General features: G+C 69.1%; 21 protein-coding genes. 17 read left to right on the top strand and 4 right to left on the bottom strand.

Annotation, left to right across the window (positions count from 1 at the left end):
• Window positions 1-8: 8 nt before the first annotated feature.
• Together ACDP63_RS04955 and ACDP63_RS04950 are read right to left on the bottom strand one after the other, a co-directional pair.
• Window positions 9-926 carry an FAD:protein FMN transferase gene (locus ACDP63_RS04955; RefSeq protein WP_024843007.1) on the bottom strand — a complete coding sequence of 306 codons (918 nt, stop codon included), beginning with the start codon at window positions 924-926 and terminating at the stop codon, window positions 9-11.
• Entirely contained in the window at window positions 923-2,971 is a 2,049-nt protein-coding gene (locus ACDP63_RS04950) for a NosR/NirI family protein (protein ID WP_024843008.1), read from the bottom strand. The genes ACDP63_RS04955 and ACDP63_RS04950 overlap by 4 nt, the downstream gene beginning before the upstream one ends.
• Before the next feature lie 126 nt (window positions 2,972-3,097).
• Between ACDP63_RS04950 and ACDP63_RS04945 the strand changes: the two genes are divergently transcribed.
• From ACDP63_RS04945 to katG, 11 genes are all read left to right on the top strand, one after another.
• On the top strand, window positions 3,098-4,888 hold the full coding sequence (locus ACDP63_RS04945) for a nitrite reductase (RefSeq protein ID WP_024843009.1): 1,791 nt from the start codon (window positions 3,098-3,100) through the stop codon (window positions 4,886-4,888).
• A 64-nt stretch (window positions 4,889-4,952) separates the two neighbouring features.
• The gene (gene cobA, locus ACDP63_RS04940; RefSeq protein WP_024843010.1) at window positions 4,953-5,813 is read left to right on the top strand and encodes a uroporphyrinogen-III C-methyltransferase; all 861 of its coding nucleotides are present in this window, start codon (window positions 4,953-4,955) and stop codon (window positions 5,811-5,813) included.
• A complete protein-coding gene (locus ACDP63_RS04935; RefSeq protein ID WP_024843011.1) occupies window positions 5,806-6,117 on the top strand; it encodes a c-type cytochrome in 312 nt (103 codons plus the stop codon). Before cobA ends, ACDP63_RS04935 begins: the two co-directional genes overlap by 8 nt.
• On the top strand, window positions 6,114-7,268 hold the full coding sequence (locus ACDP63_RS04930; RefSeq protein WP_024843012.1) for a cytochrome D1 domain-containing protein: 1,155 nt from the start codon (window positions 6,114-6,116) through the stop codon (window positions 7,266-7,268). The genes ACDP63_RS04935 and ACDP63_RS04930 overlap by 4 nt, the downstream gene beginning before the upstream one ends.
• Before the next feature lies 1 nt (window position 7,269).
• Entirely contained in the window at window positions 7,270-8,244 is a 975-nt protein-coding gene (locus tag ACDP63_RS04925; RefSeq protein ID WP_024843013.1) for an AsnC family transcriptional regulator, read from the top strand.
• The gene (locus ACDP63_RS04920; protein WP_024843014.1) at window positions 8,241-8,714 is read left to right on the top strand and encodes an Lrp/AsnC family transcriptional regulator; all 474 of its coding nucleotides are present in this window, start codon (window positions 8,241-8,243) and stop codon (window positions 8,712-8,714) included. The genes ACDP63_RS04925 and ACDP63_RS04920 overlap by 4 nt, the downstream gene beginning before the upstream one ends.
• A complete protein-coding gene (locus ACDP63_RS04915) occupies window positions 8,711-9,193 on the top strand; it encodes an AsnC family transcriptional regulator (RefSeq protein WP_024843015.1) in 483 nt (160 codons plus the stop codon). Before ACDP63_RS04920 ends, ACDP63_RS04915 begins: the two co-directional genes overlap by 4 nt.
• Window positions 9,194-9,206: 13 nt before the next feature.
• The gene (gene nirJ / locus ACDP63_RS04910) at window positions 9,207-10,430 is read left to right on the top strand and encodes a heme d1 biosynthesis radical SAM protein NirJ (RefSeq protein ID WP_024843016.1); all 1,224 of its coding nucleotides are present in this window, start codon (window positions 9,207-9,209) and stop codon (window positions 10,428-10,430) included.
• Window positions 10,405-11,859: a nitrite reductase gene (locus ACDP63_RS04905; RefSeq protein ID WP_024843017.1), complete on the top strand. Its 1,455-nt coding sequence runs from the start codon at window positions 10,405-10,407 to the stop codon at window positions 11,857-11,859. The genes nirJ and ACDP63_RS04905 overlap by 26 nt, the downstream gene beginning before the upstream one ends.
• Window positions 11,816-12,082, top strand: a complete 267-nt coding sequence (locus ACDP63_RS04900) for a hypothetical protein (protein ID WP_024843018.1) — start codon at window positions 11,816-11,818, stop codon at window positions 12,080-12,082. Before ACDP63_RS04905 ends, ACDP63_RS04900 begins: the two co-directional genes overlap by 44 nt.
• A 254-nt stretch (window positions 12,083-12,336) precedes the next feature.
• Window positions 12,337-14,511 carry a catalase/peroxidase HPI gene (katG, locus tag ACDP63_RS04895; protein ID WP_024843019.1) on the top strand — a complete coding sequence of 725 codons (2,175 nt, stop codon included), beginning with the start codon at window positions 12,337-12,339 and terminating at the stop codon, window positions 14,509-14,511.
• 336 nt (window positions 14,512-14,847) lie between these two features.
• Here the strand turns inward: katG and ACDP63_RS04890 are convergent, their stop codons facing one another.
• A complete protein-coding gene (locus tag ACDP63_RS04890) occupies window positions 14,848-17,049 on the bottom strand; it encodes a primosomal protein N' (RefSeq protein ID WP_024843020.1) in 2,202 nt (733 codons plus the stop codon).
• Between the two features lie 289 nt (window positions 17,050-17,338).
• On the opposite strand from ACDP63_RS04890, the gene fsa reads away from it, so the two are divergent.
• From fsa to ACDP63_RS04870, 4 genes are all read left to right on the top strand, one after another.
• Window positions 17,339-17,992 (top strand): fructose-6-phosphate aldolase, encoded by a 654-nt coding sequence (gene fsa / locus ACDP63_RS04885; protein ID WP_024843021.1) that lies wholly within the window; start codon window positions 17,339-17,341, stop codon window positions 17,990-17,992.
• Window positions 17,992-18,702 carry a DUF484 family protein gene (locus ACDP63_RS04880; RefSeq protein ID WP_024843022.1) on the top strand — a complete coding sequence of 237 codons (711 nt, stop codon included), beginning with the start codon at window positions 17,992-17,994 and terminating at the stop codon, window positions 18,700-18,702. Before fsa ends, ACDP63_RS04880 begins: the two co-directional genes overlap by 1 nt.
• Window positions 18,699-19,637 carry a tyrosine recombinase XerC gene (locus ACDP63_RS04875; RefSeq protein ID WP_024843023.1) on the top strand — a complete coding sequence of 313 codons (939 nt, stop codon included), beginning with the start codon at window positions 18,699-18,701 and terminating at the stop codon, window positions 19,635-19,637. Before ACDP63_RS04880 ends, ACDP63_RS04875 begins: the two co-directional genes overlap by 4 nt.
• Window positions 19,638-19,792: 155 nt before the next feature.
• Complete coding sequence (locus tag ACDP63_RS04870) at window positions 19,793-20,551, top strand: TSUP family transporter (protein ID WP_024843024.1); 759 nt, start codon at window positions 19,793-19,795, stop codon at window positions 20,549-20,551.
• Window positions 20,552-20,732: 181 nt separating this feature from the next.
• Here ACDP63_RS04870 and ACDP63_RS04865 read toward each other — a convergent pair whose 3' ends face one another.
• Window positions 20,733-21,719, bottom strand: a complete 987-nt coding sequence (locus tag ACDP63_RS04865; RefSeq protein WP_024843025.1) for an asparaginase — start codon at window positions 21,717-21,719, stop codon at window positions 20,733-20,735.
• 151 nt (window positions 21,720-21,870) lie between these two features.
• Between ACDP63_RS04865 and ACDP63_RS04860 the strand changes: the two genes are divergently transcribed.
• Together ACDP63_RS04860 and rlmN are read left to right on the top strand one after the other, a co-directional pair.
• Window positions 21,871-22,398, top strand: coding sequence for an invasion associated locus B family protein (locus ACDP63_RS04860; protein ID WP_024843026.1), 528 nt, complete (start codon window positions 21,871-21,873; stop codon window positions 22,396-22,398).
• A 109-nt stretch (window positions 22,399-22,507) separates the two neighbouring features.
• Entirely contained in the window at window positions 22,508-23,704 is a 1,197-nt protein-coding gene (gene rlmN / locus ACDP63_RS04855) for a 23S rRNA (adenine(2503)-C(2))-methyltransferase RlmN (RefSeq protein WP_024843027.1), read from the top strand.
• Window positions 23,705-23,865 lie beyond the last annotated feature (161 nt).

Raw genomic sequence — 23,865 nt, 5'->3', positions numbered from 1 at the left:
GATGAAAGTCAAGCGAGGCAAAAGCTTGGGGTTTTACCGGGAAATTCCGCCCCCGGCGCGGCGATCGCCAGCTCGATCCGGCAGCCCGGCAAACGCGCCAGCGCGGCGCAGGCGGCCTGGGGCGGCATCAGGCAAAGCGCGGTGGAAAGCCCGTCGGCCATGGCCGCGCTGTCTGCGCTGACCGAGATCGTGTCCCAAAGCGGTGCCGCCCCGCCATCCGGCGACAGGATATGCGGCAGGCCGCGCGGCCCGATCAGCGTGGCGCCGGGCGACGAGGTCGCCAGCGCCCGACCGTCCAGCCGGATGCGGCGATGCTCGTGCCCCGCGGCATCGGCCAGTCCCACGCGCCAGCCCCGCGGTCCCAGCGCCCGGATCTCGCCCGCGTCGATCAGAAGGTCGGTCAGGTCGTGGCGCGCGGCCGCCTCGGCCAGCCGGTCGGCGGCCCAGCCCTGGGCAAGGCCGTTGAAGGTCAGCGCCATGCCGGGGCGGGCCAGCCGCACCTCGGACCGCGACCAGGCGACCGCATCCCAGCCGGCCAGGGCGCGGGCCGCGGCCTCGTCCCCGCCCCGCGCCCGCGCCAGCCACAGCGGCTGCACGGTCGGGTCGAAGGCGCCGCCGGTGGCACGGTGCAGCCGGTCTGACAGGGCCAGCAGTTCCACCATCCCGGCAGCGGGAAAGCGCAGCCGCCCGTCGCGGTTCAGCCGCGCCAAATCGGAATCGCGATGCAGCGAGAACAGGTTTTCGACATGGGCCAGCAGCCGCGCCGCCTCGGCGAAGAAGCCGCGGGCCTGCGCCGGGCTTGCCCCGTGCAGCCGCAGGGCGACATCGGCACCCATGGCGCGGCCCTGCCATTCCTCGGGCGCGGCCTTCGCCATGCCGGGCAGCGCGGCGCAGGCGGTCAGCAGCAGGAAACGGCGGCGGTTCATGGCGCTTCTCCGGTCGGGGCGGCGGCGCTGCGGGCGCGGCGTTTCAGCACCGGGCAGGTGCCGGGGTCGTTCATCACCACCTGGCAGCGCAGGCACAGCACGCATTCGTTCGGGTTGATCCGGCCCAGCGGGTCGATGGCGCCGACGGTGCATTTCGTCTCGCACAGCCGGCATTCGCGGCCGCATTGCGGGCGGCGCTTGAGCCAGTCGAAGATCTTCAGCTTGGCCGGGATCGCCAGCCCCGCCCCCAGCGGGCAGAGATAGCGGCAATAGAACCGCTCGATGAACAGCCCGCCCGCCAGCACCGCAAGCGCGAAGAGCACGAAGGGCCAGGCACGCAGGAAGCGCATCGAGATCGCGGTCTTGAACGGCTCGGCCTCTGCCAGGATCAGCGCCTGCTCCATGCTGTAAAAGCTCAGCGCCACGATGGCGACGAACAGCGTGTACTTGATCACCCAAAGCCGTTCGTGCAGGGCCTGCGGCACGGCGATCTGCCGCACCCCCAGCCGCTGGGCGGCAGCGTTCATCAGCTCTTGCAGCGCGCCGAAGGGGCACAGCCAGCCGCAGAACACGCCGCGGCCCCAGAACAGCAGCCCCAGCGCCACGGCGGACCAGATCAGGAAGATGATCGGCTCGATCAGAAAGGTTTCCCAGCGAAAGCCGGACAGCAGCGCGTTCAGGAAGGCCACCACCTGCACCACCGAAAGCTGGCCGTTCAGCCCCCAGCCCAGCACCACCAGCGTCGTGGCCAGAAAGCCCAGCCGCACACGGCGCCACAGCCGCGGCCGGCGCACCAGCGCCTCTTGCCCGAACAGGATCAGCGCCAGCACGAACAGCATGGCGCCGACCACGGCGATGCCGGGGATCTTTTTCAGCCAGAACTCCTGCCACAGCGGGACGGCGGGGGCGTCGGCGACGGTATAGGCCGCGGGCAGGCGGATGGTGGCGCGGATGGGCAACGCCCCCGCGCCCCCCGCCGCCAGCGGCCGGGTTGCCGTCACCACCAGGTCGAAGGGCCGGCGCGGATCGATGCCGCCAGCAGCCGGGTCGATGTTCAGCCGGAACAGGCTTATTTCCCTGAAGGCCGGCGCGTCGGGCAGCGCCAGCTTCTCGACCATGACGAAATCGCCGTCCTGCGGCTCGATCCGCAGCGCGCCCTGTTCGAAACCGATGCGCTCGAAGCGGCCCGAGCGGCGCCAATCCGCGCCGCGCGGACTGTAAAGCCCGCGCGACAGCACCGCGACCAGCGCCTGGCCGGGTTGCAGGGCGCCCGCGACGGCGGTGAAGTCCCGCGCGCCCAGCAGGTTGCGCCCGACGGTTGGCGGGTCGATCAGCCCGGCATAAAGGTCCAGGAAGGGCGCATCCGAGGGCTCGATGGCCACCTTGGCGTCGGCAAAGGCCCGCGCCGCCTCGGCCATCGAGATCGAGGCATGGCCGAAGGCCCCCTCGGCCAGCAGTTCGGCCCAGGTCGCGGGGCGGTAGCCGACGCGGTCGATGCCGCCGCCGCCCAGCCCCTGCGCCTGGGCCAGCACCCGGCCGCTGCGCAGGATGCCGTCGCGAATCACCCCGGTCGAGACCGTGGCGCGGGAGATCGCGTCCGGCAGCGCCCGGCCCCGTGCTTCGCCCTGCGACAGATCGACGCCGCGAAAGCCGTCCACATAGGCGGCGATATGCGCCTCGGAAATGCCCAGGCTCAGCACCGGCTCGGTCTGGCGCACCAGCCTGGCCCCGGCGATGACCCCTTGCGGCGTGACGGCGACCAGCACGTCCAGCGGCTTGCCGGAATAGCCGGTGGTCGCCGCGATCTCCCAGGTCGAGCCGATCATGCCCAACGCCTGGCCGTCGCGGCTGACGCGCCAGCCCGGCGCCGGGGTTTCGCGGCGGTCCAGCACCACCGGCCCCTCGGCGTCGAACAGCGCCTGGGCCAGCATCGCGTCGGGGGCGGCCGGCGGCTCGGCCCCCGCCGGCAGAATCAGCAGCACCAGCGCCAGCAACGCCGGCAGCAGGCGCCAGGGGGCAAGAGGAAATTTGACCGGCATCGCCATCCGCATCCCAGGGTTTCCCTGCAGATGGCGCGAATGCCGCACCCCGGCCTTAACAATGGTCAAAGCCTTGCGCGCAAATTCCGCACAGGAACGGCGTGAACGCGCGCCAGCAAATAGGAAAGCCAGATGAGACAAAGGACTCCATTCGCCAGACCCGGCCTCCTGGCCTCGGCAGCCCTGGCCCTTGTCCTTGGACCGCTTGCGGCCTCGGCACAGGAACAGGTCGCACCGCCAAAGGATCCAGCCGCCGCGCTGGAGGACCACAAGACGCGCACCGACAATCGCTATGAGCCCTCGCTGGACAACCTTGCGCAGCAGGATGTCGCGGCGCCCGGCGCGCCCGAGGGCGTTTCGGCGCTGTCCGATGCCCAATACAACGAGGCCAACAAGATCTATTTCGAACGCTGCGCCGGCTGCCACGGCGTGTTGCGCAAAGGCGCGACCGGCAAGGCGCTGACCCCTGACCTGACCCGCGATCTGGGCTTTGACTATCTGCAAAGCTTCATCACCTACGGCTCGCCGGCGGGGATGCCGAACTGGGGCACCTCGGGCGAGTTGTCGGCCGAGCAGGTCGACCTGATGGCCAACTACCTGCTTCTGGACCCGGCCGCGCCGCCGGAATTCGGCATGAAGGAGATGCGCGAATCCTGGAAGGTGCATGTCGCGCCGGAAGACCGGCCGACCCAGCAGGAAAACGACTGGGATCTGGAAAACCTGTTCAGCGTCACCCTGCGCGACGCCGGCCAGATCGCGCTGATCGACGGCGCCACCTACGAGATCAAGTCGGTCCTCGACACCGGCTATGCCGTCCATATCAGCCGGCTGTCCGCATCGGGCCGCTACCTGTTCGTGATCGGCCGCGACGGCAAGGTCAACATGATCGACCTGTGGATGAAGGAGCCCACCACCGTTGCCGAGATCAAGATCGGCTCGGAGGCGCGTTCCATCGAGACCTCGAAGATGGAGGGCTGGGAGGACAAATACGCCATCGCCGGGGCCTATTGGCCGCCGCAATACGTCATCATGGACGGCGAGACGCTGGAGCCGAAAAAGATCCAGTCCACGCGCGGCATGACCTATGACGAGCAGGAATATCACCCCGAGCCGCGCGTCGCCGCGATCCTCGCCAGCCATTACCGGCCCGAGTTCATCGTGAACGTCAAGGAAACGGGCAAGATCCTGCTGGTGGACTATACCGACCTCGACAACCTCAAGACCACCGAGATCAGCGCCGAACGCTTCCTGCACGACGGCGGCCTGGACGGCTCGCACCGCTATTTCATCACCGCGGCGAACGCCCGCAACAAGCTGGTGGTGATCGACACCAAGGAAGGCAAGCTGGTCGCGATCGAGGATACCGGCGGCCAGACCCCGCATCCGGGCCGCGGCGCGAACTTCGTCCACCCGACCTTCGGGCCGGTCTGGGCGACCTCGCATATGGGCGACGATTCGGTGGCGCTGATCGGCACCGATCCCGAGGGCCATCCCGACAATGCCTGGAAGATCCTCGACAGCTTCCCGGCGCTGGGGGGCGGCTCGCTGTTCATCAAGACGCACCCGAACTCGCAATATCTCTATGTCGATGCGACCCTGAACCCCGAGGCCGAGATTTCCGGCTCGGTCGCGGTCTTCGACATCAAGGCGATGACGGGCGACGGTTCGGACCCCGAGTTCAAGACCCTGCCCATCGCCGAATGGGCCGGCATCACCGAAGGCCAGCCCCGCGTCGTGCAGGGCGAGTTCAACAAGGACGGCACCGAGGTCTGGTTCAGCGTCTGGAACGGCAAGGACCAGGAATCGGCGCTGGTCGTGGTGGACGACAAGACGCTGGAACTTAAGCACGTCATCAAGGACGAGCGGCTGGTGACGCCCACCGGCAAGTTCAACGTCTACAACACCATGACCGACACCTATTGAGCGGTCACGACCCAGGCGGGGGCGTTCGCGCCCCCGCTCCGGCAGTATTTCAATGGGGTTCGACATGGCCGGCAAGACGGTGACGGGCGGCGCGGCGCCAGGCATGGCCGCGCGCAACTTGAACGACGCGGCAGCGGGCAAGGCGGGACTGGGCAGGGTCGATCTGATCGGCGCCGGTCCGGGCGACCCGGAATTGCTGACGCTGCGGGCGCTGCGGCTTTTGCAGCAGGCGGATGTGGTGGTGCATGACCGGCTGGTCTCGGACGAGGTGATGGCCTGCGTCCCCGCCCATGTCCGGCGCATCCCGGTGGGCAAGGCGGCGGGCTTCCACCCGGTGCCGCAGGATGAGATCAACGCCCTGCTGGTCGAACTGGGCCTCGCCGGCCTGACCGTGGCGCGGCTCAAGGGCGGCGATCCGACCATCTTCGGCCGCGGCGGCGAGGAGTTCGAGGCCGTGATCCGCGCCGGCATCCCCTGCGACTATGTGCCCGGTATCACCGCGGCGCAGGGGGCGGCCGCCTCGGCCCGGTTTCCGCTGACGCATCGCGGGCTCGCGACCGGGCTGCGCCATGTCACCGGCCACCGGGCGCGGGACGCGGCGCTGGACCTCGACTGGGCCTCGCTGGCCGATCCGCAGACCACGCTGGCCGTCTATATGGGCGCGGCGAACATGGCCGAGATCGCGGCCGAGCTGATCGCCCACGGCATGCCCGCCGACCTGCCGGTGCTGGCCGTGTCGCAGGCCAGCACGCCGCAGGAACGGCGACTGCGCGCCACGCTGTCGGGCATCGCCGCCGCCCTGGCGGCCGAGCCGCTGCCGGCGCCGGTGCTGTTCATCGTCGGCCATGTCGCGGCCTTGGCCGAGGATGGCGCCCTGCCGCAGGGGCTTTACCGCCCGGAATGGCGGCTGGTGGCGCATGGCTAGGCTGGCGCTCCTGCTGGCGCTTTTGGCCGGGACCGCGGTTGCGGGACCGCCCGATGCCGCGCGGCAGGACCAGTTGCGCCATCTGGTGCGGCAGGATTGCGGTTCCTGCCACGGCTTGCGGCTGACCGGCGGGCTGGGCCGGCCGATCACCGCCGGGGCGCTGGCCGGGCGCGACGTCGACGACCTGAGCGGCGTGATCCTGGACGGCATGCCCGGCACCGCCATGCCCGGCTGGCGCCCGCTGCTGACCGAGGACGAGGCGCGCTGGATCGCCGATTACCTTCTGACGACGGAGACGGAATGATGCTCAAGGCAACTCTCGCCGCCCTCCTGCTGATCGCCAGCCCGGCGCTGGCCGACGAGTTGCGCGGCACCGGCGATCTGGGCCTGATCGTCGAGCGCGAGGCCGGCTCGCTGCTGGTCGTGGATCGCAGCGAACGCGCCGCGCTCGGCCGGATCGAGGGGCTGGGCGATCTGTCCCATGCCAGCCTGGTCTATTCCCCCGACGAACGCTTCGCCTATGTCTTCGGCCGCGACGGCGGCTTGACCAAGGTCGACATCCTGACCCGGCAGATGGTCCGCCGCGTGGTGCAGGCCGGCAATTCCATCGGCGGCGCCATCTCGGACGACGGCCGGCTGGTGGCGGTGGCGAATTACGAGCCGGGCGGCGTCAAGGTCTTCGACGCCGAGACGCTGGAACTGGTGGCGGATGTGCCGATGGGCTCCAAGACCGTGGGCATCGCCGATGCGCCGGGCTCGCGCTTCGTCGTCGCGACCTGGGACACGGGTGAGGTCTGGATCCTCGACCATTCCACCGATGCCGCGCAGCCGGCAGTCACCAAGCTGGAGGGCATCGGCGCCAATCCCTATGACGCGCTGCTGACCGGCGACGGGCGGCACTATATCGTCGGGCTGTTCGGCGAAAAGGGGCTGGTGCAGGTCGATCTGTGGCAGGATCCGCCCAAAGTCACGCGCTTCCTGCCCGATTACGGCAAGGACCTGCCGGACCTGCCGGTCTACAAGATGCCGCATCTGCAAGGCTGGACGCTGGCCGAGGGGCTTTTCGCCCTGCCCGCCGTGGGGCTGCACCAACTGCTTTGGGTCGATGCCGCGGACCTGACCGAGATCGCCCGCACCGACCTGGCCGGCCAGCCGGTCTTTGCCCTGGCCCGCCCCGACAAGCGCGAGGTCTGGGTGAACTTCGCCCCGCCCGACAACGACAAGCTGCAAGTGGTCGATGTGCTGACCCACGAGGTTCTGGACACGCTGACCCCCGGCAAGGGCGTCTTGCACATGGAATTCGCCCCGCGCGGGCGCGAGGTCTGGCTGTCGGTCCGCGACGAGGACCGGGTCGAGATCCGCGACACCCGCACCCGCGAGGTGCTGGGCGAGATCGAGGCCCGCGCGCCCTCGGGCATCTTCTTCACCGATCGCGCGCATCGCACGGGGTTATGACATGGATGATCTGGACCTGCGCCTGCTTGACGGTTTCCAGCGCGACCTGCCGCTGGAAACCCGGCCTTTCGCCGCCATCGCCAACCGCCTCAACACCAGCGAGGCCGAGGTGATCGCCCGCCTGGCCCGCCTGCGCGACGAGGGGCTGATCGCCCGCATCGGCGCCACCTGCCGGCCGAACACCGCCGGCGCCTCGACGCTGGCCGCGCTGCGCGTGCCGGTGCGGCGCATCGACAAGGTCGCGGCGCTGGTCGGGGCCGAGCCCGGCGTCAACCATTCCTATCTGCGCGAGGGCAGCGACTGGAACCTGTGGTTCGTCGCCACCGCTCCCGATGCCGAGGCGCTGGAGGAAAGCCTGGTCCGGATCGAGACGGCAACGGGGCTGGTGCCCCTGTCGCTGCCGCTGGTGCGGGCCTTCAACATCGACCTGGGCTTTCCGCTGATCGGCCCGCGCCGCGCCATGGCGCTGGACCGGCCCGCCGACCTGGACGTCCTGCGCCCGCGCGACAAGGCGCTGATGCAGGCCTTGACCACCGGGCTGGCGTTGGTGCCGCGCCCCTTCGTGGCGCTGGGGCAGGCGCTCGGCCGCAGCGAGGCCGAGGTGATCTCGCGCATCCGGGCGCTTGCGGCGGCGCGCATCCTGACCCGCGTGGGCGTGATCGTGCGGCATCGTGCGCTTGGCTGGTGCGAAAACGCCATGGTGGTCTGGCGCCTGCCCGAACCGGCGGTCGAGGCGGCCGGAACGGCGCTGGCCGCAGTGCCCGGCGTGACGCTGTGCTATCAGCGCCGCACGGTGCCGGGGCTGTGGAACTGGCCGCTGTTCTGCATGATCCACGCCCGCTCGCGCGCCGAGGCGATGGAGGTGCTGGTCCAGGCCCGCGCCCTGCCCGAACTGCAAGGCGTGCCGCATCGTATCCTGTTCTCGACCCGCTGCTTTCGCCAGCGGGGCGCCGTCATCGCCGAGGTTGCCGCATGAGCCGCCAGACCCTGCCGCCCGAGGCGCTGGACGATACCGACCGCGCCATCCTGAACCGCCTGCAAGAGGGGTTTCCCCTGACCCCCCGCCCCTTCGACGATGCCGGCGCGGCGCTTGGCCTGACCGGCGCCCAGCTGATCGAGCGGCTGGAACGCCTGCGCGCGATCGGCGCCATCACCCGCTTCGGCCCGTTCTACGACGCCGCGGCGATGGGCGGGGCCTTCTGCCTTTGCGCGCTTTCCGCGCCGCAGGCGGATTTCGACCGCATCGCCGCGCTGGTCAACGCCCATCCCGAGGTGGCGCATAACTATGCCCGCGATCATGCGCTGAACATGTGGTTCGTGCTGGCCACCGCCACGCCCGAAGGCATCGCCGAGACCGCCGGGCGCATCGAGGCCGAAACCGGGCTGACCGTCTGGCGCTTTCCCAAGCTGCGGGAGTTCTTCATCGGCTTTCGGGTGGCGGCATGACGGTCCTGGACGATACCGACCGCCGGCTGATCGCCGCCACGCAGGCCGGCCTGCCGCTGGACGAGGCGCCCTATGCCCGGATCGCCGCCGAGCTGGGCTTGACCGAGACGCAGGTCATCACCCGGCTGTCGATCCTGCATGCGCAGGGCGTGATCCGCCGCATCGCCATCGCGCCCAACCACTATGCGCTGGGAATGATCGCCAACGGCATGAGCGTCTGGGACGTGGACGACGCGCAGGCCGAGGCCCTGGGCGAAAGGATCGGCGCGCTGGATTTCGTGACGCATTGCTACCTGCGCCCGCGCGCGCCGGTCTGGCGCTACAACCTGTTCGCCATGCTGCACGGCCAGAGCCGCGCCGAGGTCGAGCAAAAGCGCGCCCAGGTCCGCGCGCTGCTGGGCGCCGCCTGCCGGGCCGACGACATCCTCTATTCCACCCGGATCCTGAAAAAGACCGGCCTGCGCCTGAAGGACGGCTAAGAAAGGCAAAGCCATGTTCCGCCTGACCCAATATATGCACCAGCTTCTGGACCCCTCGCCGCCGCGCCGCCGCAGCCGGCCGGATGCGGTCCGCCCGGTGGTGATCTGGAACCTGACCCGCAGCTGCAACCTGAAATGCCGCCATTGCTATACCGTCTCGGCCGACCGGCCCTTTCCGGGCGAGCTTTCGCATGACCAGGCCATGGCGGTGCTGCGCGACCTGTCGGATTTCCGCATCCCGGCGCTGATCCTGTCGGGGGGCGAGCCGATGTCGCGCTTCGACTTCTGGGAACTGGCCGAGGAGGCACGGCGGCTGGACTTCCGCCACCTGTCGCTGTCCACCAACGGCACCAAGATCGACGCCGGCAACGTGGAGCGGCTGGCCGGGCTGGGCTTCGACTATGTCGGCATCTCGCTCGACGGGATCGGGGCGGTGAACGACTGGTTCCGCGGCGTCGAGGGGGCCTTCGACCAGGCGCTGGCCGGGGTGCGGGCCTGCAAGGCGCAGGGCGTCAAGGTGGGCCTGCGCTTCACCATCACCGAGGGCAATGCCCATCACCTGCCCGCCATGCTGGACCTGTGCCGCGACGAGGGCGTGGACAAGTTCTACCTGTCGCATCTGGTCTATGCCGGGCGCGGCGACAAGCACCGGGGCGAGGATACCGAACATGCCCGCACCCGCCGCGCCATGGACCTGCTGATCGCCCGCGCCTGGCAGGCGGTCGAGCGGGGCGAGCCGCTGGAGGTCGTCACCGGCAACAACGATGCCGATGCGGTCTATTTCCTGCGTTGGGCCGAGACGCGCTTTGCGCCCGCCGCCGTCGCGCATCTGCGCGCGCATCTGCAGGCCTGGGGCGGCAATTCCTCGGGGCTCGGCGTCGGCAATATCGACCCGCAGGGCCGCGTCCATCCCGACACCTATTGGTCGGACTATACCTTGGGCTCGGTCAAGGAACGGCCGTTCTCGGCGATCTGGACCGGGGACGACCCGATCCTGGCCACGCTGCGCACCCGGCCGCGGCCGCTGAAGGGGCGCTGCGGTGCCTGCGCCTATCAGGCGGTCTGCGGCGGCAATACCCGCATCCGGGCGCTGCAACTGACCGGCGACCCCTGGGCCGAGGATCCGGCCTGCTATCTCTCGGGCTCCGAGATCGGCGCCGAGGGCGCCGACCTGGACCGCCTTGCCGTCACGCCTTTCCGGGGAAAAAGCCATGATCCGGCCCATCGCTTTCTTTAGCCTGCTGCTCGCCCTGCCGCTGGCGGTCCATGCCGACCCGGCCGCCGACTATGCCGAGCATTGCGCGTCGTGCCATGGCGAGGACCGGCTGGGCGGCACCGGCCCGGCGCTGATCCCCGAAACCCTGGGCCGGCTGCGCGGCATCGACGCGGTGATCGCCCAGGGCCGGGTCTCGACCCAGATGGAGGGTTTCGCCGACCGGCTGTCGCCCGAGGACATCGCCGCGCTGGTGGGTTACGTCACCACGCCGCTGGAAGACCGCCCCGACTGGGGCACCGACCAGATCGCCGCCAGCCGCGAGATGAATGCCGACTACCAGCCCGCGGAAAAGCCGGTCTTTGCCGCCGATCCGCTGAACATCACCCTGGTGGTCGAGACCGGCGACCATCACGTCAGCGTGCTGGACGGCGACACGTTCGAGGTGCTGGACCGCTTCGCCACCCCCTTCGCCGTGCATGGCGGGCCGAAATTCAGCCCCGACGGGCGCTTCGTCTACATCATGTCGCGCGACGGCTGGGTGCAGAAATACGACATCTGGACGCTGGCCGAGGTCGGCCGCATTCGCGCCGCGCTGAACAGCCGCAACATCGCTATCAGCCCGGACGGCCAGCGCATCGCGGTGGCGAACTACCTGCCGGAAAGCCTGACCATCCTGGATGCCGACCTGAACCCGCTGCGGCTGATCGAGACCGAGGTGGACGGCACCCCCAGCCGGGTCAGTGCCGTCTATCAGGCGCCGCAGCGCGAAAGCTTCGTGCTGGCGCTGAAGGACGCGCCCGAGATCTGGGAGGTCGCGACCGCCGACCTGTCCGTCCGCCGCATCCCCATCGACGAGCCGCTGGACGATTTCTTCTTCTCGCCCGACTATCGCCAGCTGATCGGGGCCAACCGCGACGGCGACAAGGGCGTGGTGATCGACCTGGACGACGGGCACAAGGTGGCGGAACTGCCCCTGCCCGGCATGCCGCATCTGGGCTCGGGCATCACCTGGGAACGGGACGGCCGCCGCGTCATGGCCACCCCGCATCTGGGCGAGGGCGTGCTTTCGGTCATCGACATGCAGGACTGGAGCCTGGTCAAGCAGATCAAGACCGATGGTCCCGGCTTCTTCCTGCGTGGCCATGCCGCCAGCCCCTATGTCTGGGCCGACGTGTTCTTCGGCCCGCACAAGGACGAGATGCATGTGATCGACAAGAACACGCTGGAGATCGTCAAGACGCTGGCGCCCTTTCCGGGCCAGACCTTCGCCCATAGCGAGTTCACCCGCGACGGCAGTCACGTGCTGGTCTCGCTGTGGGAGGACGAGGGCGCGGTCGTGGTCTATGATGCCAGGACGCTGGACGAGGTGAAACGGCTGCCGATGCGCAAGCCTTCGGGGAAATACAATGTCTGGAACAAGATCACCTTCGAGGACGGAACCAGCCACTGACGGCTGGCCGGCCTGGAAACTGGCGCTGCTGTTCTATCCCTTCGCGGCAGCGGCGGTCTGGATCAACCTGTTCATGCTGTCGCTGCTGGCCAGTTGGACCGGCCTGCCGGTGCTGCCGCCCATGCAGGCCGCCGGCGCGGCGGTGGTGCTGGGCGTCCCGGCGGCCTGGGCCTCGGGCCGCTGGATCCGCAGCCTGATGGACCGCGCCCGGCCGCGCGGCTGACCCCTTTCGCCGACCACGAAGGCCCGTCCACGCCACCGGCGCAAGGGCCACGGACAGGTCGCTCCATGTCATAATCAGAAATTATCATGTAAATTAAAACTTATAAATTACAATAATTCCGAAAGCTGCTAGAACCTGTCTCAAGAGGATATGCAGATTCGCAGGAGACGCATGCTGCGGTTGCATGACAGCCATATTCCGCACCCGGTACCTGCGTCGCCCCGGTGACGCGACCCAGCAAAAGGAGAGCTATCATGGACGGAAACGACATCAAGACCACCGGCAAATGCCCGGTGATGCATGGCGGGAACACCGCGATGGGCAGCTCGGTCACGGCCTGGTGGCCCAATGCGCTGAACCTCGACATCCTGCACCAGCACGACAGCAAGACCAACCCGCTGGGCAAGGACTTCAACTATCGCGAAGAACTGAAAAAGCTGGATGTCGAGGCGCTGAAGGCCGACCTGCGCGCGCTGATGACCGACAGCCAGGACTGGTGGCCGGCCGACTGGGGCAGCTATGTCGGCATGTTCGCCCGCACCGCCTGGCACATGGCCGGTTCCTACCGGACCAGCGACGGCCGTGGCGGCGCCAATACCGGCAACCAGCGATTTGCGCCGCTGAACAGCTGGCCGGACAACGTCAACACCGACAAGGGCCGCCGCCTGCTGTGGCCGATCAAGAAGAAATACGGCAACAAGGTCTCCTGGGCCGACCTGATCGTGCTGGCCGGCACCGTCGCCTATGAGGTCGCGGGCCTCAAGACCTATGGCTTCGCCTTCGGCCGCGAAGATATCTGGCACCCCGAAAAGGACACTTATTGGGGCGAGGAAAAGGAATGGCTGGCCCCCAGCGACAGCCGTTATGACGACGTGACCAAGGCCGAGACGCTGGCCAACCCGCTGGCCGCCGTGCAGATGGGCCTGATCTACGTCAACCCCGAGGGGGTGAACGGCCGGTCGGACCCGCAGGCCACCGCCTACCAGATGCGCGAGACCTTCGCCCGCATGGGCATGAACGATGAGGAAACCGTGGCGCTGACCGCCGGCGGCCACACCATCGGAAAGTGCCACGGCAACGGCAATGTCGCCGACCTCAGCCCCGATCCCGAGGCCGCCGAGCCGGAGTTCCAGGGCCTGGGCTGGATGAACACCAAGGGCCGTGGCATCGGGCGCAACACCATGGTCTCGGGCCTGGAAGGCGCCTGGACGACCAACCCGACGCAATGGGACAACGGCTTCTTCCAGATGCTGTTCAAGCATGAATGGACGCTGACCCACAGCCCGGCGGGCGCCTCGCAATGGGAACCGATCAGCATTGCCGACGAGGACAAGCCGGTCGATGTCGAGGATCCCTCGATCCGCCACATGCCGATGATGACCGATGCCGACATGGCGCTGAAAGTGGACCCGATCTATCGCGAGATCTCGCTGCGCTTCATGAACGATTTCGAGGCGTTCAGCGACGCCTTCGCCCGCGCCTGGTTCAAGCTGACCCATCGCGACATGGGGCCGAAGGCGCGCTATATCGGCCCCGAAGCCCCGACCGAAGACCTGATCTGGCAGGATCCGGTTCCGGCCGGCAACCGCGACTGGAACATCGCCGGGCTCAAGGCGCGCATCGCCGAAAGCGGGCTGACGGTAGCCGAGATGGTGGCGACCGCCTGGGATTCGGCGCGCACCTTCCGCGGCTCGGACATGCGCGGCGGCGCCAATGGCGCGCGCATCCGCCTGGCCCCGCAAAAGGACTGGGAAGGCAATGAACCCGCCCGGCTGCAAAAGGTGCTTTCGGTGCTGGAGCCGCTGGCAGCCGAGTTCGGCGCCAGCGTCGCCGACACCATCGTCCTGGCCGGCAATGTCGGCGTGGAACTGGCGGCCAAGGCGGCGGGCTATGACGTCGAGGTGCCCTTCTCGCCCGGCCGCGGCGACGCCACGGACGCGATTACCGATGCCGACAGCTTCGCGGTGCTGGAGCCGATCCATGACGGCTATCGCAACTGGCTGAAAAAGGACTATGCCGTCGCCCCCGAGGAACTGATGCTGGACCGCACTCAGCTGATGGGCCTGACCGCACCCGAGATGGTGGTCCTGGTCGGCGGCATGCGGGCGATGGGCACCAACCATGGCGGCAGCAAGCACGGCGTCTTCACCGACCGCGAGGGCGCGCTGACCACGGATTTCTTCGTGAACCTGACCGACATGGCCAATACCTGGGCCAAGGCCGGCGACCATTACGAGATCCGCGACCGCAAGACCGGCGCGGTGAAATGGACGGCGACCCGGCTGGATCTGGTGTTCGGCTCGAACTCGATCCTGCGCTCCTATGCCGAGGTCTATGCCCAGGACGACAATGGCGGCAAGTTCGTCGCGGATTTCGTCGCCGCCTGGGCGAAGGTGATGGAGGCCGACCGCTTCGATCTGCGGTCGTAATCCGTTCCTGCCCCTGGACGGCGCCCGGCGACGCTTGCCCGGGGGATTGGTAGTGGTAACGATTGCAGCCCCAGGAGCCATCGGTTCCTGGGGGTTTTTCATGCCGCGATCGGTGCGGCCCCCACGCCCGCCCGACCCGGTCCACCCGGAGCCGGGGATCATGCGGGCTGGCCGGCCGGCCCTTCACTGTCGGGCCTGACTCTGCGATCTCGGCGCTGCCGGAAAGCTTGCGGGGGGTATTTGCAGAACGAAGAAGACGCGGGCCGGGCGGCTTCATCGGCCCGCCGCTTGCGCTGGCCATGCATACCGTCGCAGGGCGCGGAGCGCGGCTTGCGCCTAGAGAAAGCTCTGCGGGTCGATGTCCACCGCCAGCCGCAGATTGGTCGGCGGCTTGGGCGCCGCCTGCAACCATTGCGAAATCGCGCCCTGCACCGGCGCCTGCCGCGGCGCCCGGATCAGCATCCGCACCCGGTAGCGCGCGCGGATGCGGGCGATGGGTGCCGGCGCCGGGCCGAACAGCTCGGCGCCGATGGCGCGCAGCGGCTCGGCGCGGCGGGCCAGTTCGCGGGCATAGTCCTCGACCACCGGCTGGTCGGGATGCGACAGGATGATCCCGGCCAGCCGGCCGAAGGGCGGCATCCCCGCCGCCTGCCGCGCCGCCGCCTCGGCATCCCAGAACGCCTCGTCCTCGCCCGACAGGATGGCGCGGATCACCGGATGCTCGGGCTGATGGGTCTGCAGAAGCGCCAGCCCCCGCGCATCGCCACCCTCGCGCCCGGCCCGGCCGGCGACCTGCCGCATCAGCTGGAAGCTGCGCTCGGCCGCGCGCAGGTCGGCGCCCTGCAGGCCCAGGTCGGCGTCGATCACGCCGACCAGCGTCAGGCGCGGGAAGTTGTGGCCCTTGGCGACGATCTGCGTGCCGATGATGATATCGGTGCCGCCGGCGCCGATCTCGGCGATCGCCTCCTTCAGCGCCCGGGCCGAATGGAACAGGTCCGAGGACAGCACCGTCGCCTTCGCCTCGGGGAAACGCTCGGCCACTTCCTCGGCCAGCCGTTCCACCCCCGGCCCGATGGCGGTCATCTTGCCCTCGACGCCGCAGGCGGGACAGGCAGTCGGGATCGGCCTGGTCGCGCCGCATTGGTGGCAGACCAGGCGGTTCTGGAAGCGATGCTCGACCATGCGGGCGTCGCAATGGTCGCAGCCGATCTGCTGGCCGCAGGCGCGGCAGGCGGTGATCGGCGCATAGCCGCGCCGGTTCAAAAACAGCAGCGACTGCTCGCCGCGTTCCTTGCGCAGCGCGATCTCGGCGGCAAGCCGGGGGCTGATCCAGCGGCCCTTCTCCATCTCCTGCTGGCGCAGGTCGATGGTGCCCATCTCGGGCAGGTCCGCCGTGCCATAGCGGGCGCGCAGGTCGAGGCGGCGATATTTCCCCGAGGCCGCGTTCACCCAGCTTTCGACCGAAGGCGTGGCCGAGGCCAGCACCACCTGCGCGGCCTCGATGCTGGCGCGCAGCACCGCCATGTCGCGGGCGCTGTAATAGACCGCATCCTCCTGCTTGTAGCTGGAATCGTGTTCCTCATCGACGACGATCAGACCCAGATCGGCAAAGGGCAGGAACAGCGCCGAACGCGCGCCCACCACCAGCCCGACATGATGCGTGGCCGCCATGGTCCACAGCCGCCGCCGCTCGCTGCGGGTGATGCCCGAATGCCATTCCCCGGGCCGGGCGCCGAAGCGCGCCTCGACCCGGTCGAGGAACTCGGCCGAAAGCGCGATCTCGGGCAGCAGCACCAGCGCCTGCCGGCCCTGGCGCAGGCATTCCGCGACCGCCTCGAGGTAAACCTCGGTCTTGCCCGAGCCGGTGACGCCGCGCAGCAGCGTGGTGCCATAGCCGCGGGTCTTCAGCGCCGCGCGCAGGGTCTCGGCGGCCTCGGCCTGGTCCTCGGCCAGCGGCTTGCCCGGCAGGCCGGGATCCAGCTTCGGATAGGGCACGTCGCGCGGCGCCAGCACCTCGGCCAGCGCGCCGGCCTTGACCAGCCCCTGCACCACCGACGCGCTGACCCCGGCCAACTGCGCCAGCTCGCCCGGCGCGAAGCCGGCGCCGCCGTGATCCTCGATCACCCGCAGCACGGCGGCGCGGGCATCGGTCATGCGCGCGGGCTCCGGCCCGGCGCGATGGATGATGCGCCGGGCCGAGGGCGGCTGGTCCAGGTCCGGCGCCCGCGTCGCCATGCGCAAAAGCGAGGGCAGCGGCGTCAGCGTGTATTCGCCCATGCGGGCCAGGAATTCGATCATCCCCGGCGCCAGCGGCGGCGCGTCGATCAGCCGCGCTACCGGCCGCAGCTTGGCCGCGTCGAAATCGCCGATCCCCGGCCCCCAGACCGCGCCCATCACCCGGCGCGGGCCCAGCGGCACCACGACCAGCTGGCCCAGCCGCACGCCGCCCTCGGGCGCGAGATAGTCGAGGATGCCGACCACCTCCTGCGTCAGCACCGCGATGCGCGCGCCATGGGGATAGAAGAGCGGCGGGGACATCTCAGGCCGGCAGCGCCGCCCAGCCGATCAGCAGCAGCAGCGGCCAGTTTCCGACCAGGAACGGACCGGCGGCCAGGGCCGGCAACAGGGCGACGAGATCGGGCTGAAGGGCTTCCAAGTGCATTCCTCCTGCGGCAGCGGCGGATAAGCGTGATCCAAAAGGTCCGCCACTAGTGGCATGTCGGCGCCCTGCCCCGCAAGCCGGGCCCGCAAGCCGCGCAGGCCGGACTTCACGCGCCGGCTGTTATGCGCTAAACCCACGGCAAAACCGCAAGAAGGGCTCCCTCCCATGAAATTCTTTGTCGATACCGCCGACGTCGCCGCGATCCGCGAATTGAACGACCTTGGCATGGTGGACGGCGTCACCACCAACCCGTCGCTGATCCTGAAATCGGGCCGCGACATCCTGGAAGTCACCAAGGAGATCTGCGACATCGTCGAGGGCCCGGTCAGCGCCGAGGTCGTCGCCCTGAAGGCCGAGGACATGATCCGCGAGGGCGAGCACCTGGTGAAGATCGCCCCGAACATCACCGTCAAGGTGCCGCTGACCTGGGACGGGCTGAAAGCCTGCAAGGCGCTGTCCTCGCAGGGCCACAAGGTGAACGTGACGCTGTGCTTCTCGGCCGCGCAGGCGATCCTGGCCGCCAAGGCCGGCGCCACCTTCATCAGCCCCTTCATCGGCCGGCTCGACGACATCAACTTCGACGGCATGGAACTGATCGCCCAGATCCGCGAGATCTATGACAATTACGACTTCCAGACCCAGATCCTGGCCGCCTCGATCCGCTCGGTGAACCACATCACCGACGCCGCCCGCATCGGCGCCGACGTCATCACCGCCCCGCCCGCGGTCATCAAGGCGATGGCGAATCACGTGCTGACCGACAAGGGGCTGGAGCAGTTCACCGCCGACTGGGCCAAGACCGGGCAGAAGATCGTCTGATGACCGAGCAGACCGCGGCCGAACTGACCGAGGAGATCCGCGCCCGGCTGCTGGCACAGCCCGAGCTGATCCTCGCGGATCGCGACCTGATGCGCGCGCTAATCGGCGCGCGCGAGGCCGAGGTGGGCGAGAACGTCATCGACATCCGCGGCCGCGCCATGCAGGCGCTGGAATCGCGGCTCGACCGGCTCGAGGCGGCGCATGAATCGGTGATCTCGGCCGCCTATGACAACCAGTCGGGGATGAACACCATCCACCGCGCCGTGCTGTCGCTGCTGGAACCGACGGATTTCGAGGAGTTCCTGGAAAACCTCGACATCGCCGTGGCGCCGATCCTGCGGGTGGAAACCCTGCGGCTGGTGATGGAATCGGGCGGCGAGATCCCGGCGCCCGAGGCCAGCGGCCCGCTGGTGATCGCGCCCTCCGGCACGGTGGCCCGGCTGATCTCGGGCGGGCGGCGGATGCCGCGCGGCGACGACATCGTGCTGCGCCGCGTGGCGCGCGAGACCTTGCCCTTCCATGGCGAGGCCCGCGCGCCGATCCGCTCCGAGGCGCTGCTGCCCATCGATCTCGGCCCCGGCCGCTTCCCGGCGCTCTTGCTGATGGGCTCGGCCGATCTGGGGCGCTTCAACCCGGCCCAGGGCACGGATCTTCTGCGCTTCTTCGGCCAGGCATTCCGGCTGGTGCTGATCTCCTGGCTCAGGACATGACCGGCGGGGCCAAGCCCCTGGCGCTGGCCCCGGCCATGGCCGAGAACCTCGCGCGCTGGCTCGACAGCGAGCGCGCGACCCGCGACCGTTCCGACCACACCATCCGCGCCTATCAGGCCGACCTTCTGGCCTTCCTGGCCTTCCTCGGCGGCTATCACGGCACGCCCGCCCTGCCGGCGACGCTGGCCGGGCTGACGCAATCCGACATGCGGGCCTTTGCCGCCGCCGAGCGCGGCCGCGGGCTTTCGCCCCGCTCGCTGGCGCGCAGGCTTTCGGCGACGCGCAGCTTCATCCGCTGGATGTCGGACCGCCACGGCTTCGACGCCTCCAGGGCGCTGGCCTCGCGCAGCCCGAAATTCACCCGCTCGCTGCCGCGGCCGCTGGCGCCGGACCAGGCGCAGGCGGTGCTGGACATCGCCGCCAGCGCCCATCCCGAGGCCTGGATCGCCGCCCGCGACGCGGCGGTGCTGACGCTGCTCTGGGGCTGCGGGCTGCGCATCTCCGAGGCGCTGGGGCTCGACGGCGCCGACTGGCCGCTGCGCGAGGTGCTGACACTCCGCGGCAAGGGCGGCAAGGAACGCCAGGTGCCGGTCCTGCCCATCGCGCGCAAGGCCATCGCCGATTACCTGCGCCTGTGCCCTTATCCGCTGGAGGCCAAGGCGCCGCTGTTTCGCGGCGCCCGCGGCGGCCGGCTCAGCCCCACGCTGGTCGCGTCCGCGATGCGCCAGGCGCGCCAGGTGCTGGGCCTGCCGCCGACGGCAACGCCGCATGCGCTGCGCCACTCCTTCGCCACGCATCTGCTGGCGGCGGGGGGCGACCTGCGCACGATCCAGGAGCTGCTGGGCCATGCCAGCCTGTCCACGACCCAGGTCTATACCGGCGTGGACGACGCCCACCTGATGGCGGTCTATCGCGCCGCCCATCCCCGCGCCTGAGCGGTTTCGCCCTTTCCCAAATACCCAACCGGCCGGGCGACCGGCAGAGGCCGCGCCCGGCCTTTCGCCAGAACTTCTTCGTTCCGCAAATACCCATGCGACCCCGCCGCCCGCGCCGGCTTTACATTTCCCGCGCGGCATCCCAAAGGGGCGGCATGTTCGAACTCTCCCTCGATCTCGTGCTGCTCCTGGCCGGCGCCGCATTCGCCGCCGGCTTCGTCGATGCCATCGCCGGCGGGGGCGGGCTGATCACCGTCCCCGCCCTGATGCTGGCCGGCCTGCCGCCGGCACAGGCGCTGGCCACGAACAAGGTCCAGGGCGTCTTCGGCGCAGGGACGGCGGCGATCTCCTATGCCCGCAGCGGGCTCGTGGACCTGCGCGGGCAGAGCGGCGCGGCGGCGGTCGCCTTCGCGGCCGGGCTTTGCGGCGCGCTGCTGGTCAGCTGGATCCCGGCGCAGGCGCTGCGCTACGGCCTGCCGCTGCTGCTGATCGGCATCGCCGCCTTCTTCGCGTTGAAGCCGGGGCTGAACGATACCGACCGCATGCGCCGCATCGCCCCGGCCGCCTTCACCGCCTCGGTCGTGCCCCTCGTCGCCTTCTATGACGGGCTGGTCGGGCCGGGCACGGGATCCTTTTTCATGCTGGGCTTCGTCATGCTGGCCGGCTACGGCATCCTCAAGGCGACGGCGTATACGAAACTGCTGAACTTCGCTTCGAACCTGGGCGGGCTGGTCGCCTTTGCGGCGGTAGGCAAGCCGCTCTGGCTGGTCGGCACCGTCATGGCGCTGGCGCAGATTGCCGGCGCCCTGCTCGGCGCGAGGCTGGCGATACGGATCGGTGCGCGGGTCATCAAGCCCTTGCTGGTCGCAACCTCGACCGCGCTGGCGCTGCGGCTGATCTGGCAGATTCTCTGAAGGTTGGGGGCTTTGCGCCCCCACGCCCGCCGGGCAAGCCCGACGGGCTTCCCCCGCAGGATATTTGCCCAAGGAAGAAGCGGCCGGGGCCTGGGGTTCTTTCTTGTCCAAATATCCTGGGGGAGCGCGGAACGCGCGGGGGCAAAGCCCCCGATCTGATCGGGAAGGCTGCGCGCCCGGATCAGCTCGGGAACCCCTCGGCCCGGCGCAATTCGCCCGTCGCCAGGCCGCGCCAGTTGCGCATGGGCCCGGTCAGGTATTTCTGCACCACCGGATGGGCTTCCTCCAGCAGGCCCAGATGCACCATCAGCGCGGTAATCGCGGCCTCGGCGCCGCGGGTGCCGCCATCCGCGATCTTCAGCGCGATGCCCAGCCCGCGTTCGGGGACGATGCCGACGAAAACCGCCTCGGCCCCGGTCTTGACCGCGGCGCGGCCCTGCATGGCCCGCATCAACTCGGTGCAGGCCCGGCCTTCGCCGGCGACCAGCTCCGGATGGGCCAGCATCGCCTCGACCAGGCGCCGCTGCGCCCAGCCCCGCGCGCCGGCGCCCGGCCGGGCGAAACCGGCCATGGCATGGGCCAGCCCCTCGACCGTGCAGGCGAAATTCGGTGCTGAGCAGCCGTCGATGCCCCAGCCGGTCGCGGTCTCGCCCGTCACCTCCTCGAAGGCGCGGCGCACGGCGCGCTGCACGGGATGGTCGATCTCGACATATTCCGGGCCGGCATTCATGTGCCGTTTCAGCGTCAGGAAACCGGCATGCTTGCCCGAGCAGTTGTTGTGGACCTGGCAGGGGCTTTCGTCCGAGCAGATCAGCCGCTTGCGCTCGGCCGGATCGCCTGGCAGATGCGCGCCGCAGCGCAGGTCGCCGTCGTCGAGCCCCAGGCCGGACAGCCAGGCCGCGACCCGCTCGGTATGAATGCGCCCGCCGCTATGGCTGGCGCAGGCCAGGGCCAGATGCTCGCTTCCCAGCCCCGCCGCATCGGCCGCCCCGCTTTCGACCAGCGGCAGCGCCTGGATCATCTTGCAGGACGAGCGCGGATAGATCACCGCACCCGGATTGCCCCAGGCTTCGACGATGCCATTCGCGTCCGATATCACCACATGGCCCAGATGGGTGCTTTCGCGCATGCCGCCCCGCCACAATTCGATGAGTCTGGCTGCGGTCATGGTTGCTTTTCCTCTGACAATCGCGCGATTTTCCGCGAACGGGGGTTTTTCACGGCTTCCTTTTCGCATTATCTTGCCGCCAGATGGTTGAAAACACCACCGTCATCGGCAACAAGCCGGAACAAACCGGACCATGGCAGGAGGCCAGAGCATGTTGAAATTCGCGCCGCGCGCCGCAGCGGCAGCCGCCGCAATTGCGATCGCCGCGTCTTCGCCGGTCCTGGCCCAGGACTCGACGAATGTGATCGGGACCGAGGGCGACTGGACCGTCTTCTCGGCGACCAGCCCCAAGGAATGCTGGGCAGTGTCGGCCCCGAAATCCACCCAGAACCTGGACACGAACGGCAAGCCCAAGGAAGTGACGCGTGGCGACATCCGGCTTTACGTCGCCTATCGGCCCGGCCAGTCGGGCGAGGTCTCGTTCTCGGGCGGCTATCCCTTCGCCCCCGATTCGGCGGTCGAGGTGAATGTCGGCGGCAATGTCTTCAAGCTGTTCACCGAGGGCGAAAGCGCCTGGACCGGCTCTCCGGCCGATGATGCCAAGCTGGTCTCGGCGCTGCGGGCGGGCTCGACTGCGGTGGTGACCGGGCGCTCGGCGCGGGGCACCGTGACCAAGGACACCTTCAGCCTGTCGGGCATCACCGCCGCGACGAACAAGGCCCAGGCCGCCTGCAAATAATCCGCAACTGCCGGAACCGCAGCGGACAGGGGCGCGAGCCCCTGTTTTCTTTTGGGCCGCCTTGTTCTATATAGGCCCATTGCCCCCTTGCCGCCCGGACAAGCCAGCCATGAACGCCCCGTCGCCCGTCACGCCCTCTGCCCCGATCACCCAGGATCTGCTGACCATCCCGCGCAAGCTGCCCGAGACGGCGCGCCGCAACCTGGTCGGCCTGACCCGCGAGCAGCTGCACGAGGCGCTGGTCGAGGCCGGCACGCCGGAACGGCAGGCCAGGATGCGCGTCGGCCAGATCTGGCAATGGATCTATCACTGGGGCGTGCGTGATTTCGCGCAGATGACCAACCTGGCCAAGGATTACCGCGCGCTCCTGGCCGAGAAGTTCGAGATCGCCCTGCCCGAGATCGTCACGCGCCAGATCAGCGCCGACGGCACCCGCAAGTACCTGCTGCGCATCAATGGCGGCCATGAGGTTGAGACCGTCTATATCCCCGAGGAAAACCGCGGCACGCTTTGCATCTCTAGCCAGGTGGGCTGCACGCTGACCTGTTCCTTCTGCCACACCGGCACGCAGAAGCTGGTGCGCAACCTGACCGCGGGCGAGATCGTCGGCCAGGTGCTGGTGGCCCGCGACGACCTGGACGAATGGCCGAAGCCCGGCGCGCCCAAGGACGAGACGCGGCTGGTCTCGAACGTGGTGCTGATGGGCATGGGCGAGCCGCTCTACAATTTCGACAATGTCCGCGACGCGATGAAGGTGGTGATGGATGGCGAAGGCATCAGCCTGTCGCGCCGCCGCGTCACGCTGTCGACCAGCGGCATCGTCCCGGAAATCGCCAGGACCGCCGAGGAGATCGGCTGCCTGCTGGCGGTCAGCTTCCATGCCACCACCGACGAGACCCGCGACAGGCTGGTGCCGGTGAACAAGAAGTGGAACATCGAAACGCTGCTGAATGCGCTGCGCGACTATCCGCGGCTGTCGAACTCGGAACGCATCACCTTCGAATACGTGATGCTGGACGGGGTGAACGACAGCGACGAGGATGCGCGCCGGCTGGTCCGGCTGATCCGCGGCATCCCGGCCAAGGTGAACCTGATCCCCTTCAACGAATGGCCCGGCTCGCCCTATCGCCGTTCCAGCTGGGAGCGGATCGAGGCCTTCGCCGACATCGTCCACAAGGCCGGCTATGCCTCGCCCATCCGCACGCCCAGGGGCGAGGACATCATGGCCGCCTGCGGCCAGCTGAAATCCGCGACCGAGCGCGGCCGCAAATCCGCCGCCCAGATCGCGGCCGAGGCCCGCGCCTAACGGCATCATGCCTTGCGCCTGCGGCCCGGCCGCATGGGTATTTGAAGAACGAAGAAGTCCTGGCCCGACTCCGGGCTTCTTCGTTCCATAAATACCCCTGCAACAGTACCGAAGGGGCGGGGCGCTTCACGAATCCGGCAAGATCCGCGGCGACCTTGCCC

The sequence above is a fragment of the Paracoccus sp. P2 genome, from assembly GCF_046335115.1.
Classification (GTDB): Bacteria; Pseudomonadota; Alphaproteobacteria; order Rhodobacterales; family Rhodobacteraceae; genus Paracoccus; species Paracoccus pantotrophus.
The sequence above is the reverse complement of the archived record's forward strand: the minus strand, read 5'-3'. Positions and strand labels throughout refer to the sequence as shown.

Excerpts from the sequence above, each read along its gene's own strand:
- katG (WP_024843019.1), top strand. The coding sequence starts at position 12,337 with ATGGACGGAAACGACATCAAGACCACCGGCAAATGCCCGGTGATGCAT.
- ACDP63_RS04955 (WP_024843007.1), bottom strand. The coding sequence starts at position 926 with ATGAACCGCCGCCGTTTCCTGCTGCTGACCGCCTGCGCCGCGCTGCCC.
- ACDP63_RS04920 (WP_024843014.1), top strand. The coding sequence starts at position 8,241 with ATGAGCCGCCAGACCCTGCCGCCCGAGGCGCTGGACGATACCGACCGC.
- ACDP63_RS04870 (WP_024843024.1), top strand. The coding sequence starts at position 19,793 with ATGTTCGAACTCTCCCTCGATCTCGTGCTGCTCCTGGCCGGCGCCGCA.
- ACDP63_RS04935 (WP_024843011.1), top strand. The coding sequence starts at position 5,806 with ATGGCTAGGCTGGCGCTCCTGCTGGCGCTTTTGGCCGGGACCGCGGTT.
- ACDP63_RS04890 (WP_024843020.1), bottom strand. The coding sequence starts at position 17,049 with ATGTCCCCGCCGCTCTTCTATCCCCATGGCGCGCGCATCGCGGTGCTG.
- ACDP63_RS04930 (WP_024843012.1), top strand. The coding sequence starts at position 6,114 with ATGATGCTCAAGGCAACTCTCGCCGCCCTCCTGCTGATCGCCAGCCCG.
- ACDP63_RS04880 (WP_024843022.1), top strand. The coding sequence starts at position 17,992 with ATGACCGAGCAGACCGCGGCCGAACTGACCGAGGAGATCCGCGCCCGG.
- ACDP63_RS04860 (WP_024843026.1), top strand. The coding sequence starts at position 21,871 with ATGTTGAAATTCGCGCCGCGCGCCGCAGCGGCAGCCGCCGCAATTGCG.
- ACDP63_RS04905 (WP_024843017.1), top strand. The coding sequence starts at position 10,405 with ATGATCCGGCCCATCGCTTTCTTTAGCCTGCTGCTCGCCCTGCCGCTG.
- fsa (WP_024843021.1), top strand. The coding sequence starts at position 17,339 with ATGAAATTCTTTGTCGATACCGCCGACGTCGCCGCGATCCGCGAATTG.
- cobA (WP_024843010.1), top strand. The coding sequence starts at position 4,953 with ATGGCCGGCAAGACGGTGACGGGCGGCGCGGCGCCAGGCATGGCCGCG.
- ACDP63_RS04865 (WP_024843025.1), bottom strand. The coding sequence starts at position 21,719 with ATGACCGCAGCCAGACTCATCGAATTGTGGCGGGGCGGCATGCGCGAA.
- ACDP63_RS04945 (WP_024843009.1), top strand. The coding sequence starts at position 3,098 with ATGAGACAAAGGACTCCATTCGCCAGACCCGGCCTCCTGGCCTCGGCA.
- ACDP63_RS04950 (WP_024843008.1), bottom strand. The coding sequence starts at position 2,971 with ATGGCGATGCCGGTCAAATTTCCTCTTGCCCCCTGGCGCCTGCTGCCG.
- ACDP63_RS04915 (WP_024843015.1), top strand. The coding sequence starts at position 8,711 with ATGACGGTCCTGGACGATACCGACCGCCGGCTGATCGCCGCCACGCAG.
- ACDP63_RS04925 (WP_024843013.1), top strand. The coding sequence starts at position 7,270 with ATGGATGATCTGGACCTGCGCCTGCTTGACGGTTTCCAGCGCGACCTG.
- ACDP63_RS04875 (WP_024843023.1), top strand. The coding sequence starts at position 18,699 with ATGACCGGCGGGGCCAAGCCCCTGGCGCTGGCCCCGGCCATGGCCGAG.
- nirJ (WP_024843016.1), top strand. The coding sequence starts at position 9,207 with ATGTTCCGCCTGACCCAATATATGCACCAGCTTCTGGACCCCTCGCCG.
- ACDP63_RS04900 (WP_024843018.1), top strand. The coding sequence starts at position 11,816 with ATGTCTGGAACAAGATCACCTTCGAGGACGGAACCAGCCACTGACGGC.
- rlmN (WP_024843027.1), top strand. The coding sequence starts at position 22,508 with ATGAACGCCCCGTCGCCCGTCACGCCCTCTGCCCCGATCACCCAGGAT.